The organism is Pseudomonas sp. B14(2022) (assembly GCF_012030485.1).
Classification (GTDB): domain Bacteria; phylum Pseudomonadota; class Gammaproteobacteria; order Pseudomonadales; family Pseudomonadaceae; genus Aquipseudomonas.
In genome coordinates this window covers 182,737-198,817 of record NZ_JAAUVM010000009.1, presented here as the reverse complement: position 1 = coordinate 198,817, position 16,081 = coordinate 182,737, and the positions used below count along the sequence as shown (strand labels likewise).

Genomic DNA, 16,081 nt, shown 5'->3' with positions numbered 1-16,081 from the left:
CGGATTATCCTCGGATCGCCCAGAAGGCCAGGTTCAAGCCCGGGAACTGCCCGGCGATGTGGAAGGCAAAACCACCGGAATTGCTCAACTGTTGCCAGTGCTCGCTGCCCCGATCCAGCTCGTAGTAGGTCGAGCCTGCGTGGTACGGCAATTGGCGCGGCGCCACCGGCAACGGTACCAGGCCGATACCCGGCAGTTGCAGGTTGACCATGTCGCGGATGTGCTCCACCGCACCGACCTTGCTCTGCTGGCCGAAGCGCGCACGCAAGGTTTCGCCGGGCACGTCGGCGCGTACCACCAGAATGAAACTGGCATTGTCGAGCAGGGTCTTGTCCGCCAGCATCGCCACGTGGATGCCATAGGCTTTTTCCACAATGGGAATCGGCGTGGCCTTGCTGTCGATCAGCATCGACAGCGCCTCACGCAACGCAGCCATCACCGGCGCGAAACTCAGGGCCAGGTCGTCGTGCTGGTATTGCGGGTATTCCTGGGGGCGGCGGCCCGAGGTGGAGAAAGTCGAGAACTCACCGGCCAGGCTGACCAGTTCGCTGAAGAAGCGCTCCGGGTGCAGCGGGCTCAACTGGCTGAAATGCTGGATCAACGGCTGGGCGCGGTTGACCAGTTGCAGCAGCATGAAGTCGGCGATCTCCGACGCCCCCCCCGCCCCCGAGGCAACCACGCGACCGGCCAGGGCTTCGCCGCGCTGGTGCAGCAGGCCCAGCAGTTCGCTGCGAAACGCGCTCAACGGTTTGCTGGCGGCCACGTCCAGCACGGGTGGGATGTAGCTGTCGTCGAGAACCAGCGCACGGTCCGCGCGCTTTTCCTTGATGCGCACCAGGCCCACGGCGGCGTAGTCACTGATGCCATCCTGGGCAGTCAGCAAGCGCAGGGCCCGGGACCCCACGGCCACCGGCGCGCGGTTTTCGAACGGGGCGTTGTCATCGCGCACTTCGCGCACCTGGCTCACGTAACGCGCGGCTTCCAGGGCTTCGCCTTCATCCACGGTGTCGCGGGCACCCGCACGCTTGAGGGGCAAGGCCAGGTAGACCAGGCCATCGCGCAGGTTGTCGTCGATGTTCAGCGGGCTGGGCGCCAGGTCATCCTGGGGGATATTGAACGGCGTGCCGTCGGGCAACAGGCCGCGCGCCGAGACAATGGCCAGCTTGCCCTGGGCCAACAGGCCCTGGTCGATCAGCAACTCGGAGAACCCCCAGGCGCCGGCGGACAACGGGCGGCTGCGGGCGTCGATCAGGTTTTCCAGGTAACGGTCATGCTGCTGGAAGTGCTGCGTTCCGATGAACATGCCTTCCGACCAGACCACGCGATTGTTCCAGGACATGGGGGCTCCGATTGCTTCTTATTGGGCAGGGCTGGATGGGGTGACCACGACGTCGGCGCGCACGGCACGTACATCGAGGCTGATCTGGTATTCGGTGTATTGGCGCGCCGGCACGTTGATCACCGTGCGCCATTGCGCGCGGTCCAGCTCGCGATAACCCACCAGCAAGCCGATCTGGCGTGTGGAGGGGTCGAGGTCGCGCTGGATGCTCAGTTGCTGGCCGGGTTGCACCATGACTTCGTCCTGGTCCAGCAGGTCCAGGCCGAGGGTCGATTGCGCACGGTCGGCCAGGGCGAAGTAATCGGAGCGGGCGAAGGTGGCGGCGTTCTTCAGTTCGAAAATGCGCACCCGCACCGGGGCGGCCTGGCCGTTGGCGCCGGGGTTAAGCCCGGCAATGGCGTGGAAATGCAACTCGACGGCGGCGGTGTCCGCTTCAGCCTCAGCGGCTGCTTCGGGTTTGGCCGCGTCCTTGCTACACGCGGTCAGCAGCAGCGCGGTGGCGGCTGCGAGTAAAAACCTGGGAATCATCCTGCGTCCTCAATGACGTACTGAGCTATCCGTTAATCCATGTGTTGCGTGTCAACGGCGCTGTCGTGCGCTGTGTTCTTCATAGGCCCGGCTGAATTCGCGGCCGAACAGGTCCTGGAAATCTTCCTGGGCCTCGCGGGAAATATTGCTGTAAAGCTCGGTGAACTGCTGCCAGTACTGGGCCTGGCGCGAGCCGGCGAACAGGTTCGACAGCCCGCCGGGCTTGCCCATGCGCTCTTCCAGTTGTGCCGGTTCAAAGCGCGTGAGCAGGTGCTTGATCGCCGCTTCCACGCCGGCCATCACCGCCAGTTGGTGGGCACGCAGATCATCAAAACTGTCGCGCACGGCGAGGTCCGGTGCCATAAACGCCTGGTTGCCGTGGCGAAGCAAAAGCAGTAACGCTTCGTCGGCATTCGGTGCGAATTTCAACGGATTGTTTTCAGCAGGCTGGATCATCGTCTGCTGCATGCGGAACTCACCCTTGAGGCTGGCGCGGGCACGCAACACGTCGATCAGGCCTTCGACCATCAGGCGATAGCTGCGGCCGATGTTTTCCATTTGCGCCTCAGCCTGGGCCTTGTCCAGGCGTAACTGGTCCAGGCCGGCACCGCGCAGGAAGGCTTGCAAGAGGTCGGGTTGTTGGCTGTCTGCCACGGGGAGCGCTGGCTCGACCACGGGTGGCGGCTGGATGATCGGTACGGGTGCAGGGGCAGGTGGCGTTGGCATTGGCGGCGCACTGGCCATCGGCGCCGGCGTGTCGCCAAACAGGTCCCAGTCTTCGGGAATCACCGAGCCCGAGACCACCGGTTTCTCAACCACGGGCACCGCCACTGGCGTGGGCGGGCGGAAGTCGTGTTGTTCGCTGGGAACGTGGTCAGCCACAGTGGGCGGCGGCACGGCGGTGGGGCTGAGGAAGTCGAACAGGTCCGGCAGCGTGTCCATCGACGAAGCGCCTTGGAACTGCGGAGCGATCACCGGCGTTGGCGCGGGTTTGCTCGCCACGGCCCCCATCAGGGCTTCAAAACTGTTCGGTGAATCACCGGCGAATGGCTGGCTGTCGACAGCCTGCATGTTGAAGTCGATACGCGCCTGGATCTCGTAATCGCCGATGCGGATCAGCTCACCGTCTTGCAAGGGTTCGCTGTTACCTCGACGCATACGAATACCGGCGTTAACCAACTCCACACCATTTGTACTGTTATCGGTTAAATAATAACGGCCATCTTTGTATTGAATAACGCAGTGTTGCGAAGAAACCAACCGCTCAGGATCAGGCAATACCCAGTCATTATCCGAGCTGCGGCCGATAGCCATCGAGCCCTGATTCATGGACTTTTCCGAGCACTGCCCGGGGGTAATCTTGTGATAACTAGTGATAGTCAAACACAGCGACATCTTGCCTCCTTGCTGATACTTCGCGCGCAGTCGACCCCAGGGACAACGATTCCCGGGAGATCCCCATCGGGTCGTGTAATCGACCGTCCAAAACCTGCTGATGCCAGCATGATCGCTGATCTTAACTGGGCTCCATGACAAAAATCCTATACCGGTGCGCCGTTCGACCCAGCAGTCGCACAGGTTGTTAAGCACCGCACATCTGTCACAGAGAGCGAATAGCTTACCTTGACAAGGCATAAGTACTACACCAAAAATGCACAACTTCTTGAATACCAGTGATGGCGCATTAGTGGCATCTTGCCTATATGACCAAGAAAACATGCAAAGTTCCTTGCGCAACTAATGCATGCATTGCCCGTTATCTAACGGGCTGATAGGGAGATCAATTTCAGTGGATGTGCCGTTGCTGCTCACCGCCGTTTCCGCAACTTCGCCCTGTGGCGAAGACATGGAATATGACGCGGATTTTCTCCAACTGGAGCGTGATGCCAAGGGCCAACCCGAGCGCAGCATGGGCGATTCGATCCTGCCCGCCGAGCCGCCGGAATGGCGCGGCATCCAGCAGCAGAGCCTCGATTTGCTGCAGCGCAGCAAAGACCTGCGCATCACCCATTTCCTGCTGCAAAGTTCCCTCGCCCTCCAGGGTGTGGCCGGGCTGGCAAACGTCCTTACGCTGATCAACGCGCTGCTGCGCGAATACTGGGCCGACCTGCACCCGCGCCTGGATGCCGACGACGATAACGACCCCACCGTCCGTATCAACGCCCTCTCCGGCCTGACCAGCGATGGGACCATTCGTCTGCTGCGCGAGAGCATTCTCACGCGCTCGCGCACCTTCGGCCCTGTGAGCCTGCGCGCCGCGTTGAATGCCAGCGGCCTGATGAGTTTCCCCGACGAACAGCTCGGCGCCCAGCAGCTCAACGCCGCGTTCCTCGACAGCGACCCCGAACAACTGCAAGCCACCCGCGACGCCTTGAGCACCGCGCGCGCTGCCTGCGAAGCCATCGAACAGCAAGTCAGCGACCAAGTGGGCTCCGCCCAAGGCGTGGACCTGAGCCTGTTGAAGCAACCGCTCAAGCAAGCGCTGCAGGTGCTCAGCCAGTGTGTTCCGAACAGCGATACCAGCAGCGAACCCGAGGCCGTCAGTGACGACAATGCCCCCTCGGTCGACTTCGCCGCTGCCCCCGCCGCACCTCGCGCCACCGGCGACATCACCAACCGTGATGACGTGCTGCGCAGCCTCGACAAGATCCTTGCGTATTACACCCGGCACGAGCCTTCGAGCCCGCTGCCGGTGTTGCTGAACCGGGCCAAGCATCTGGTGCACGCCGACTTCGCGGCCATCGTGCGCAACCTGATTCCCGATGGCATGTCCCAATTTGAAAACCTGCGCGGCCCGGACGGCGAGTAAACCGCCCGACTGTGCAGTAACAACACCGTCGCTCAAGCGACCAGGAGCAGCAACGTGGCGAAGCAAAGTTCTCAGAAATTCATCGCGCGCAACCGCGCGCCTCGAGTGCAGATCGAGTACGACGTCGAGCTCTACGGCGCCGAGAAAAAGGTCCAGCTGCCCTTCGTGATGGGTGTGATGGCCGACCTCGCCGGCAAGCCTGCCGAGCCTCTTCTGCCGGTGGCCGACCGCAAGTTCCTTGAAGTGGACGTCGACAACTTCGACTCGCGCCTCAAGGCCATGCAGCCGCGCGTGGCGTTCCACGTACCCAACGAGTTGACCGGCGAAGGCAACCTGAGCCTGGACATCACCTTCGAAAGCATGGACGACTTCAGCCCGGCCGCCGTGGCCCGCAAGGTCGACTCGCTCAAGCAACTGCTCGAAGCCCGCACCCAACTGGCCAACCTGCTGACCTACATGGACGGCAAGACTGGCGCTGAAGAAATCATCATGAAGGCGATCAAGGACCCGGCACTGCTCCAGGCACTTGCCAGCGCGCCTAAGCCTGCAGGGGACCAGTAATCATGACTGACAATACCGCCCGCGAAGGCGCCCAGAGCCTGGGTGCAACCGAGGAAACCAGCGAGTTCGCATCCTTGTTGATGCAGGAATTCAAGCCCAAGACCGAGCGTGCCCGCGAAGCCGTGGAAACCGCCGTGCGCACCTTGGCCGAACAGGCCCTGGCGCAAACCGACCTGGTGTCCAACGACGCGATCAAGTCGATCGAATCGATCATCGCCGCCATCGACGCCAAGCTCACCGCCCAGGTCAACCAGATCATCCACCACAAGGATTTCCAGCAGCTGGAAAGCGCCTGGCGTGGCCTGCACTACCTGGTCAATAACACCGAGAGCGATGAGCAGCTGAAGATTCGCGTGCTCAACATCTCCAAGCCGGACCTGCACAAGACTCTGAAGAAATTCAAGGGCACCGCGTGGGACCAGAGCCCGATCTTCAAGAAGATGTACGAAGAAGAGTACGGCCAGTTCGGCGGCGAACCGTATGGTTGCCTGGTGGGCGACTACTACTTCGACCAGTCGCCACCGGACGTGGAACTGCTGGGCGAGCTGTCGAAAGTCTGCGCCGCCATGCACGCCCCATTCATTGCTGCGGCGTCGCCGACCGTGATGGGCATGGGCTCGTGGCAGGAACTGTCGAACCCGCGCGACCTGACCAAGATCTTCACCACCCCGGAATACGCCGGCTGGCGCTCGCTGCGTGAATCGGAAGACTCGCGCTACATCGGCCTGACCATGCCGCGCTTCCTGGCGCGCCTGCCCTATGGCGCCAAGACCGACCCGGTGGAAGCCTTCGCCTTCGAAGAAAACACCGACGGCGCCGACAGCTCCAAGTACACCTGGGCCAACGCGGCCTATGCAATGGCAGTGAACATCAACCGTTCGTTCAAGCACTACGGCTGGTGCTCACGCATCCGTGGCGTGGAATCCGGCGGTGAAGTGGAAAACCTGCCGGCCCACACGTTCCCTACCGATGACGGTGGCGTGGACATGAAGTGCCCGACCGAAATCGCCATCAGCGACCGCCGTGAAGCGGAGCTGGCGAAGAACGGTTTCATGCCGCTGCTGCACAAGAAAAACACCGACTTCGCCGCGTTCATCGGCGCCCAGTCGTTGCAGAAACCGGCCGAATACGATGACCCGGACGCCACCGCCAACGCCAACCTGGCCGCGCGCCTGCCGTACCTGTTCGCCACCTGCCGTTTCGCTCACTACTTGAAGTGCATCGTGCGCGACAAGATCGGCTCCTTCAAAGAGAAGGACGAGATGCAGCGCTGGTTGCAGGACTGGATCCTCAACTACGTCGACGGTGACCCGGCGCACTCCACCGAAACCACCAAGGCCCAGCACCCGTTGGCTGCCGCCGAGGTGATTGTGGAGGACGTCGAAGGCAACCCGGGGTACTACAACTCCAAGTTCTACCTGCGCCCGCACTACCAGCTCGAAGGGCTGACCGTGTCGCTGCGCCTGGTATCGAAGCTGCCTTCGGCGAAAAGCGCCTAACCCACGGATGAGCTGGCTCTTCTGTGGGAGGGGCTTGCCCCCGATAGCATCACTGGGGTGTGACTGACACACCGAGGTGCCTGCATCGGAGGCAAGCCCCCTCCCACACAAAAGCACTGCCCATTTGGAGTCACTCAAATTCAGTGGCAAGAGCCACACAGGGAGAAAACATGGCTGTTGATATTTTCATCAAGATCGGCGACATCAAGGGCGAGTCCATGGACAAAGCCCACAAGGACGAAATCGACGTGCTGAACTGGAGCTGGGGCATGGCCCAGTCCGGCAACATGCACGTGGGCGGTGGCGGCGGCGCGGGCAAGGTGAATATCCAGGACCTGTCGCTGACCAAGTACGTCGACAAGGCCTCGCCGAACCTGATGATGCACTGCGCCAGCGGCAAGCACATCGACAAGGTCAAGCTGACCGTGCGCAAGGCCGGTGGCGAAAGCCAGGTCGAGTACATGGTGATCAACCTGGAAGAAGTGCTGGTAACGTCCCTGAGCACCGGCGGTTCGGGCGGCGATGACCGCCTGACTGAAAACGTCACCCTGAACTTCGCCCAAGTGATGGTCGACTACCAGCCGCAGAAAGCCGACGGCACCAAAGACGGCGGCGCGATCAAGTTTGGCTGGAACATCCGGTCCAACACCAAGCGCTGATAGCCCTGGGGCCGTGGCCCTGCGCCACGGCACTACGGTCTCAAGTGCAGCCTTTTGTTCCTCTCGCAACCCGTCCGTGGAGCTGCTTTGGTGGTAACTGAAATCGCTTCCCGCGACCGTCTGCAACCGTCCCTGCTGGACCGGTTGACCGACGACGACCCGACCAATCCCAAGGAAAGCGCCGATAAACGCGTGCTGTCCCTGACCCAATTGAAAGCCTCGGTGCTGCGCGACCTGGCGTGGCTGCTCAATACCACGTCGTTGCTCGATGCCGATGCCACGCTGCACACACAGGCAGGCACCTCGGTGGTCAATTACGGCCTGCCGGCGCTGGCGGGCAACAGCGTTTCCAGCGTCGACATCAAGGCCCTGGAAGCCCTGATCTACCAGGCGATTGCCACTTTTGAACCACGCATCCTGCGCCATACCCTGCGGGTGAAGGCCCGCGTCGGCCATGGCGAGATGAATCACAACGCGCTGAGTTTCGAGATCGAAGGCGACCTGTGGGCGCAGCCGGTGCCCTTGCGCCTGTTGCTGCAAACCGACCTCGACCTGGAATCCGGCCATGTGCGCGTGGTGAATGCCGACCAGCGGAGGCGCCCATGAACCCGCGCCTGCTGGAGCTGTACAACCAGGAACTGCACCACGTGCGCGAAAGCGCTGCGGAGTTCGCCAAGGAATACCCGAAGATCGCCAGTCGGCTGACCCTGTCCGGTATGGACTGCGCCGACCCGTACGTCGAACGCCTGCTCGAAGGCTTTGCCTACCTCACGGCCCGCGTGCAGCTCAAACTCGACGCCGAGTACCCGACCTTCACCCACAACCTGCTGGAAATCGCCTACCCGCACTACCTGGCGCCGACGCCGTCGATGACCGTGGTGCAATTGCACACCGACCCCGACGAAGGTTCCCTGGCCAGCGGCTTCCCGCTGCCGCGCGACACCGTGTTGCGCGCCGCCCTGGGCCGCGAAACCCAGACCTGCTGCGAGTACCGCACCGCGCACCCGGTGACGCTGTGGCCGTTGCAGGTCAGCAACGCCGAGTACTTCGGCAACCCCGCAGCCGTGCTCGGGCGCCTGGCCGCCAGTGAGCCGAAAGCCAAGGCCGGCCTGCGCCTGACCCTGCGCACCGGCGCCGAATTGCCGTTCAACAGCCTCGACCTGGACAACCTGCCGCTGTACCTCAGCGGTGCCGACGAGCAGCCGTTCCGCCTCTACGAACAACTACTGGGCAACGCCTGCGCGGTGTTTGCGCGCAAGCCCGGTGGCGATTGGGTCGAGCGCCTGCCGCAGGATGCGCTGCGCTCGCGGGGTTTCGACGACGCCGATGCGGCCATGCCGGTCGTCGCGCGAGCCTTCCAGGGCTATCGCCTGTTGCAGGAATACTTCGCCCTGCCCCACCGCTTCCTGTTCGTCGAATTCGCCGAGCTGAGCCGTGCGGTCAAGCGTTGCGACGGCCAGGAGCTGGAGCTGATCGTGCTGTTCGACCGTCACGAGCCGAGCCTGGAAGGCAGCGTCGGCGCAGCGCAGTTTTTGCCGTTCTGCACCCCGGCGATCAACCTGTTCCCGAAGCGCGTGGACCGCATCCACTTGTCCGATCGGGTCAACGAACACCATGTGATCGCCGACCGCACACGGCCAATGGATTTCGAGATTCACTCGCTGAGCGGCATCACCGGCCACGGCACCGGGCCAGAGCAGCCATTTTTGCCGTTCTACGCGGTACGCGATCCATCCCGTTATGGCCGCGACCAGGCGTACTACACCGTGCGCCGCGAGCCACGGGTGCTGTCCAGCGACCAGCGCCGCAACGGCCCGCGTTCCACCTATGTGGGCAGCGAAACCTTTGTCAGCCTGGTCGACAGCCGCCAGGCGCCGTATCGCCACGACCTGCGCCAACTCGGCGTGACCGCGCTGTGCACCAACCGCGACCTGCCGTTGTTCATGAGCGTGGGCAACGGCAAGACCGACTTCACCCTGGCCGACAGCGCGCCGGTGTTATCCGTGCGTTGCGTCGCCGGGCCAAGCCGCCCACGCGCCAGCCATGCCCATGACGCCAAGGCCTGGCGCCTGATCAGCCAGTTGTCGCTCAACTATTTGTCCCTGAGTGAACAAGGCCAGGGCGCGGCGGCATTGCGCGAACTGCTGCGTCTGTATGGCGACAGTAATGACGCGGCGCTGCAATTGCAGATCGAAGGCTTGCGCGACGTCAGCAGCAAGGCCGTCACCCGGCGCCTGCCGATGCCCGGCCCGATTGTGTTTGGTCGCGGCCTGGAAATTACCTTGGAGTTCGATGAAAACGCGTTTCGCGGCACCGGCGTGTTCCTGCTTGGTGCGGTGCTGGAACGCTTCCTGGCACGCTACGTGTCGATCAACAGTTTTACCGAGACGGTGATCCGTACCACCGAACGCGGCGAGATCATGCGATGGAAAGCCAAGCCCGGGCGTCGTCCGACCCTGTGAGTACGTTGGATGCGATGCATCAGGAGCCCTGGGAATACGATTTCTTCCAGGCGTTGCGGCGTATCGAGTGCGAATCGCCCGAGCTGCCGCGCCTGGGCCATTCCCTGCGTTTGGCGGATGACCCGTTGCGCCTGGGGCAACAGGCCGATTGCACCTTCGCCCCGGCGACCCTGGCCTCGGTCGATCCCGGCGGCGACGGCAAACCGGCGCGGCTGGAACAGTTCTTCTTCGGCCTTGGTGGCCCCAACGGTCCGTTGCCGCTGCATATCACCGAGTACGTACGCGAGCGTCAGCGCAACAACGCCGACAGTACCAGCAAGCAGTTCCTGGACGTGTTCCACCACCGTCTGCTGAGCCTGTTTTACCGGGCCTGGGCCGAGGCGCGGCCGACGGTCAGCCACGACCGCCCGGACGATGACTACTGGTCTGCACGCCTCGCCGCCTTGAGTGGCCGGGGCATGCCGAGCCTGCTTAACCAGGGATTGATACCCGACACGGCGAAGCTGCACTACAGCGGCCACCTGTCGGCGCAAACCCGCTACCCGGACGGTTTAAAGGCGATCCTCGGCGAGTATTTCGGCCTGCCGGTGGAGATCGAAGAATACGTCGGCCAATGGCTGGAACTGCCCGAGCGCAGCCGCGTGGGCGTGAGCGCCAACCAGCTGGGCGTGGACTTCTGCCTGGGCAGCCACGTGTGGGACCGCCAGCATAAATTCCGCATCCGCCTGGGCCCGCTCAAGCTGGACGACTACATGGGCATGCTGCCCGGCAGCCAGCCGTTCAACGAGCTGGTGGCGTGGGTGGCCGAGTACCTGGGCCATGAATTGGACTGGGACTTGAACCTGGTTCTGCAACAACCCGAAGTACCGGCGCTGCAACTCAATGGCCAGTTCCGCCTGGGCTTTAATACCTGGCTCGGCTGCCCTGCGGTTGATGCCAACGACCTAATCCTGGCCCGGCATTACGCCGATCAAGCCACCACCTCAAGGAATCCAGAGCATGGGTGAAATCAGTCGCGCCGCACTGTTCGGCAAACTCAACAGCGTGGCCTACAAGGCCATCGAAGCCGCCACCGTGTTCTGCAAGCTGCGGGGCAACCCGTACGTGGAACTGGCCCACTGGTTTCACCAGTTGCTCCAACTGCAGGACTCGGACCTGCACCGCATCATCCGCCAGTTCAACGTCGAGCCGGCGCGCCTGGCCCGTGACCTCACCGAAGCCCTGGACCGCCTGCCGCGTGGCTCGACGTCGATCACCGACTTGTCGTCCCACGTGGAAGAAGCCGTGGAACGCGGCTGGGTGTACGGCAGCCTGATGTTCGGCGAAAGCCAGGTGCGCACCGGTTACCTGGTGCTGGGCATCCTCAAGACGCCAAGCCTGCGCCATGCGCTGCTGGGGTTATCCTCGGAGTTCGACAAGATCAAGGCCGAAGCCCTGAGCGAGCGTTTTGACGAATACGTCGGCGACTCGCCGGAAAACGCCCTGACTGCCAGCGACGGTTTCAATGCCGGCGCGGTGCCGGGTGAGGCCAGCGGCGCCATGGCACCGAGTGCGATGGGCAAGCAGGAGGCGCTCAAGCGTTTCACCGTCGATCTGACCGAACAAGCGCGCAGCGGCAAGCTCGATCCGATCGTGGGCCGTGACGAAGAGATCCGCCAGCTGGTGGACATCCTCATGCGCCGCCGCCAGAACAACCCGATCCTCACCGGTGAGGCCGGTGTGGGCAAGACCGCCGTGGTCGAAGGTTTCGCCCTGCGCATCGTCGCCGGTGATGTGCCGCCGGCGCTCAAAGACGTGGAACTGCGCAGCCTTGATGTCGGCCTGCTGCAAGCCGGCGCGAGCATGAAAGGCGAGTTCGAACAGCGCCTGCGCCAGGTCATCGAAGACGTCCAGGCCTCGCCCAAGCCGATCATTCTGTTTATCGACGAAGCCCACACCCTGGTGGGTGCCGGTGGCGCTGCCGGTACCGGTGATGCGGCCAACCTGCTCAAACCTGCCCTGGCCCGTGGCACCCTGCGTACCGTGGCCGCGACGACCTGGGCCGAGTACAAAAAGCACATCGAGAAAGACCCGGCCCTGACCCGCCGCTTCCAGGTGGTACAAGTGGCCGAGCCGTCGGAAGACAAAGCGCTGTTGATGATGCGCGGCGTGGCCTCGACCATGGAGAAACACCACCAGGTGCAGATCCTCGACGAAGCCCTGGAAGCGTCGGTGAAACTGTCCCATCGCTATATCCCGGCGCGCCAGTTGCCGGATAAATCCGTGAGCCTGCTGGACACCGCCTGCGCCCGCGTCGCCATCAGCCTGCACGCGGTGCCGGCCGAAGTGGACGACAGCCGCCGCCGCATCGAAGCCCTGGAAACCGAGCTGCAAATCATCGCCCGCGAGCATGCGATCGGTATTGCCATTGGCGCGCGCCAGAGCAACAGCGAAGCCCTGTTAAGCGCCGAGCGTGAGCGCCTGGCGACCCTGGAAAGCCGCTGGGCCGAAGAGAAAACCCTGGTGGATGAGTTGCTCGCCACCCGTGCCACCCTGCGCGAAAAAGCCGGGGTTGTGGACAGCGATGCAGGTAACAACGAGAGCGATCAATTGCGTGCGCAACTGGTCGACCTGCAACAACGCCTCACTGCGCTGCAAGGCGAAACCCCGTTGATCCTGCCGACCGTGGATTACCAGGCCGTGGCCTCGGTGGTCGCCGACTGGACCGGTATCCCGGTGGGCCGCATGGCCCGCAACGAACTGGAAACCGTGCTCAACCTCGACCAGCACCTGAAAAAACGCATCATCGGCCAGGACCACGCCTTGCAGATGATCGCCAAGCGCATCCAGACCTCCCGCGCCGGCCTCGACAACCCGAGCAAGCCGATTGGCGTGTTCATGCTGGCCGGCACCTCCGGCGTGGGCAAGACCGAAACCGCCCTGGCCCTGGCCGAAGCCATGTACGGCGGTGAGCAGAACGTGATCACCATCAACATGAGCGAGTTCCAGGAAGCCCACACGGTGTCGACCCTCAAGGGCGCGCCTCCGGGCTACATCGGCTACGGCGAAGGCGGCGTGCTGACCGAAGCGGTGCGGCGCAAGCCCTACAGCGTGGTGCTGCTGGACGAGGTGGAAAAAGCCCACCCGGACGTGCACGAGATCTTCTTCCAGGTGTTCGACAAGGGCGTGATGGAAGACGGTGAAGGCCGGGTGATCGACTTCAAGAACACCTTGATCCTGCTGACCACCAACGCCGGTACCGAGCTGATTTCCCGGGTCTGCAAAGACCCGGCGAACATTCCCGAGCCGGAAGAAATCGCCAAGGCCCTGCGCCAGCCATTGCTGGAGATCTTCCCTCCCGCCTTGCTCGGCCGCCTGGTGACCATTCCGTACTACCCGCTGAGCGACGAGATGCTCAAGGCGATCACCCGCCTGCAACTCAACCGCATCAAGAAGCGCGTGGAGAATACGCACAAGGTCGCCTTCGACTACGACGACGCGGTGGTCGACCTGATCGTCTCGCGCTGCACCGAGACCGAAAGCGGCGGGCGCATGATCGACACCATTCTCACCAACAGCCTGCTGCCGGACATGAGCCGTGAATTCCTCACGCGCATGCTCGAAGGCAAGGCATTGGCGGGTGTGCGGATCAGTAGCCGGGATAATGAGCTGCACTACCAGTTCAACGATTGACCTGAAGAAACACAATCTAAATGTGGGAGGGGGCTTGCCCCCGATGGCGGTGAATCAGTCGCCTGATACATCACCTGACACACTGCTATCGGGGGCAAGCCCCCTCCCACATTTGCAGCCGGTTTCTTCAGCTATTACGCAATTTACGGGTTAACCGATGCTATTCAACCAAGCCTCACGCCTGGCCAAGATCACCAGCCCTCTAGGGCCGGATGTGCTGCTGCTCAATGAAATGGGCGGCGGCGAAGAGCTGGGCCGCCTGTTCAACTATGAGCTGCAACTGACGTCCCTGGACGCCAACATCGACCTCAACCAGTTGCTGGGCAAGCCGATGAGCGTGGGCCTGCAGCTGGCGGACGGCGGCGAGCGGCATTTCCACGGCATCGTCGCGCGCTGCAGCCAGAACATCGACCAGGGCCAGTTCGCCAGTTACCAAGTGACGCTGCGCCCCTGGCTGTGGCTGCTGAGCCGTACGTCCGACTGCCGGATTTTCCAGAACCTGAGCATCCCGCAGATCATCAAGCAGGTGTTCCGAGACCTGGGGTTCTCCGACTTCGAAGACGCCCTGAGCCGGCCGTATCGCGAGTGGGAATACTGCGTGCAGTACCGCGAGACCAGCTTCGATTTCGTCAGCCGTTTGATGGAACAGGAAGGCATCTACTACTTCTTCCGCCATGAACAGGACCGTCATGTGCTGGTGCTGGCCGACGCCTATGGCGCCCACACCACGGTGCCGGGTTATGCGTCGATTCCGTATTACCCCAAGGACGAGCAGCAGCGCGAACGCGACCACATGCACAACTGGCACCTGGCGCAGGAGGTTCAGCCGGGTTCGCTGGAGCTTAACGACTACGACTTCCAGCGCCCCAGCGCCAGCATCGACGTGCGTTCGGCCATGCCGCGCCCGCACACCGCCGGCGACTACCCGCTGTACGACTACCCCGGCACCTACGTGCAAAGCGCCGACGGCGAACACTACGCGCGCACCCGCATCGAAGCCCTGCAAACCCTGCATGAGCAGATCGAGTTCAGCGGCAACGCCCGCGGCCTCGGCTCCGGCCATCTGTTCAGCCTCACCGGCTTCAGCCGCCAGGACCAGAACCGCGAATACCTGATCGTCGGCTGCCGCTACTACATCGTTCAGGAAAGCCTGGAAAGCGGTGGTGGCTCAGGCTCGGCGCAGTTCGAAAGCAGCCTGACCTGCATTGACGCCCAGCAAAGCTTCCGCCCGCTCGCCACCACCCACCGGCCCATCGTCAAAGGCCCGCAAACCGCGCTGGTGGTCGGTCCCAAAGGCGAGGAAATCTGGACCGACCAATACGGCCGCGTGAAGGTGCACTTCTACTGGGACCGCCACGACCAATCCAACGAAAACAGCTCGTGCTGGATCCGCGTGTCGCAATCCTGGGCCGGCAAGAACTGGGGCTCGATGCAGATTCCACGGATTGGCCAGGAAGTGATTGTGAGCTTTCTTGAAGGTGATCCGGACCGCCCGATCATCACGGGACGGGTGTACAACGCCGAGCAGACGGTACCGTACGACCTGCCGGAAAACGCAACCCAGAGCGGCATGAAGAGTCGCTCGAGCAAGGGCGGCACGCCGGCCAACTTCAATGAAATCCGCATGGAGGACAAGAAGGGGTTGGAGCAGTTGTATATCCATGCCGAGCGTAACCAGGACGTTGTGGTGGAGGTGGATGAGAGCCATTCGGTGGGGCATGACCGCAATAAGAGCATTGGGCATGACGAGGTAGTGACGATTGGCAACGACCGCGTGCGTGCGGTCAAGCATGACGACATGCTTATGGTGGGGTTCAGCAAAACCGACGCCATCAGCAAGAGCTATCTAATTGAAGTGGGCGAAAACTTGCGCCTGGTTTGTGGCAAAAGCGTGCTGGAGCTCAACGCCAGCGGCCAGATCAATCTCACTGGTGTGCAGATCAATGTGTATTCCGAAGGCAGCTCGGAGATCAACACCGGAGGTAATTTGCATTTGAACATTGGTGGCAAAGGCGGCACCACCCCCATGGGCCAAGGGGTCAAGGGTGAAATCGACGCGGCCGTCAATTCCATGTTTCCTAAGCCGCCTTCCGGCCAATAACGAGATTCCGTTTCATGACCTATCAACTTAACGAACTGCAATTCACGCTGCCCAGCGATGACGTTCAGGATGCTTCCATCAATATCCTGAAGTTCGCCGCTCTGGGTACGTCGTTGATTGTCAGCCGTAGCCTTCTAGGTGATGGTGAGACGCTGCAAAGCAACTTCGAAGAGCAACTGGCGAAGCTGGAGAAGCAGGTACAGGACCTGCGCTACCAACCGGCCAAGGCACTTCGTGTAGGCGCGGCGCAGGATATAGACGCCATCGAAGTGCATAACCAGTTCAGCAAGGGCACCGAGCGCATCCATCAATACCAGTTAGCGCTTGTGATACCCGGCACTCGGCAGATGCTTGCCCTGAGTTATGTCAAAGCCCAACCCCTGGGCGATGCTGAAAGCGCCCATTGGGCAACCATCAAAAGCACCTTGCAGCTGAATCCCAAGCCTTGAAG

At 62.4% G+C, this 16,081-nt stretch carries 13 protein-coding genes; 10 read left to right on the top strand and 3 right to left on the bottom strand.

Going from position 1 to position 16,081, the window contains the following annotated elements:
- Positions 1 to 4: 4 nt before the first annotated feature.
- Genes tssK through tagH form a run of 3 tightly spaced genes read right to left on the bottom strand, consistent with a single transcriptional unit; the run spans position 5 to position 3,262 of the window.
- Positions 5 to 1,339, bottom strand: coding sequence for a type VI secretion system baseplate subunit TssK (gene tssK, locus HCF10_RS15895; protein ID WP_167655921.1), 1,335 nt, complete (start codon positions 1,337 to 1,339; stop codon positions 5 to 7).
- A gap of 18 nt (positions 1,340 to 1,357) precedes the next feature.
- Positions 1,358 to 1,867: a type VI secretion system lipoprotein TssJ gene (gene tssJ / locus HCF10_RS15890; protein ID WP_131697666.1), complete on the bottom strand. Its 510-nt coding sequence runs from the start codon at positions 1,865 to 1,867 to the stop codon at positions 1,358 to 1,360.
- 51 nt (positions 1,868 to 1,918) lie between these two features.
- Positions 1,919 to 3,262, bottom strand: a complete 1,344-nt coding sequence (gene tagH, locus HCF10_RS15885; RefSeq protein ID WP_167655920.1) for a type VI secretion system-associated FHA domain protein TagH — start codon at positions 3,260 to 3,262, stop codon at positions 1,919 to 1,921.
- Positions 3,263 to 3,656: 394 nt separating this feature from the next.
- Here tagH and tssA point away from each other — a divergent pair, with 394 nt between their 5' ends.
- The 10 genes from tssA (at position 3,657) to HCF10_RS15835 (ending at position 16,079) form a co-directional block, all read left to right on the top strand.
- The gene (tssA, locus tag HCF10_RS15880; RefSeq protein ID WP_167655919.1) at positions 3,657 to 4,676 is read left to right on the top strand and encodes a type VI secretion system protein TssA; all 1,020 of its coding nucleotides are present in this window, start codon (positions 3,657 to 3,659) and stop codon (positions 4,674 to 4,676) included.
- A gap of 54 nt (positions 4,677 to 4,730) precedes the next feature.
- Positions 4,731 to 5,237 carry a type VI secretion system contractile sheath small subunit gene (gene tssB, locus HCF10_RS15875; protein WP_065926732.1) on the top strand — a complete coding sequence of 169 codons (507 nt, stop codon included), beginning with the start codon at positions 4,731 to 4,733 and terminating at the stop codon, positions 5,235 to 5,237.
- Between the two features lie 2 nt (positions 5,238 to 5,239).
- Entirely contained in the window at positions 5,240 to 6,736 is a 1,497-nt protein-coding gene (gene tssC / locus HCF10_RS15870; RefSeq protein WP_053127606.1) for a type VI secretion system contractile sheath large subunit, read from the top strand.
- 170 nt (positions 6,737 to 6,906) lie between these two features.
- The gene (locus tag HCF10_RS15865) at positions 6,907 to 7,395 is read left to right on the top strand and encodes an Hcp family type VI secretion system effector (RefSeq protein ID WP_015886558.1); all 489 of its coding nucleotides are present in this window, start codon (positions 6,907 to 6,909) and stop codon (positions 7,393 to 7,395) included.
- A 90-nt stretch (positions 7,396 to 7,485) separates the two neighbouring features.
- Positions 7,486 to 8,001 (top strand): type VI secretion system baseplate subunit TssE, encoded by a 516-nt coding sequence (gene tssE / locus HCF10_RS15860; protein WP_027608263.1) that lies wholly within the window; start codon positions 7,486 to 7,488, stop codon positions 7,999 to 8,001.
- Positions 7,998 to 9,857, top strand: a complete 1,860-nt coding sequence (gene tssF, locus HCF10_RS15855; protein WP_065937972.1) for a type VI secretion system baseplate subunit TssF — start codon at positions 7,998 to 8,000, stop codon at positions 9,855 to 9,857. Before tssE ends, tssF begins: the two co-directional genes overlap by 4 nt.
- Complete coding sequence (gene tssG, locus HCF10_RS15850; protein ID WP_053127603.1) at positions 9,821 to 10,864, top strand: type VI secretion system baseplate subunit TssG; 1,044 nt, start codon at positions 9,821 to 9,823, stop codon at positions 10,862 to 10,864. The genes tssF and tssG overlap by 37 nt, the downstream gene beginning before the upstream one ends.
- Positions 10,857 to 13,529 carry a type VI secretion system ATPase TssH gene (tssH, locus tag HCF10_RS15845; RefSeq protein ID WP_145337403.1) on the top strand — a complete coding sequence of 891 codons (2,673 nt, stop codon included), beginning with the start codon at positions 10,857 to 10,859 and terminating at the stop codon, positions 13,527 to 13,529. The genes tssG and tssH overlap by 8 nt, the downstream gene beginning before the upstream one ends.
- A gap of 157 nt (positions 13,530 to 13,686) precedes the next feature.
- Entirely contained in the window at positions 13,687 to 15,630 is a 1,944-nt protein-coding gene (locus tag HCF10_RS15840) for a type VI secretion system Vgr family protein (RefSeq protein ID WP_167655918.1), read from the top strand.
- Between the two features lie 14 nt (positions 15,631 to 15,644).
- Entirely contained in the window at positions 15,645 to 16,079 is a 435-nt protein-coding gene (locus HCF10_RS15835; RefSeq protein ID WP_145337401.1) for a DcrB-related protein, read from the top strand.
- Positions 16,080 to 16,081 lie beyond the last annotated feature (2 nt).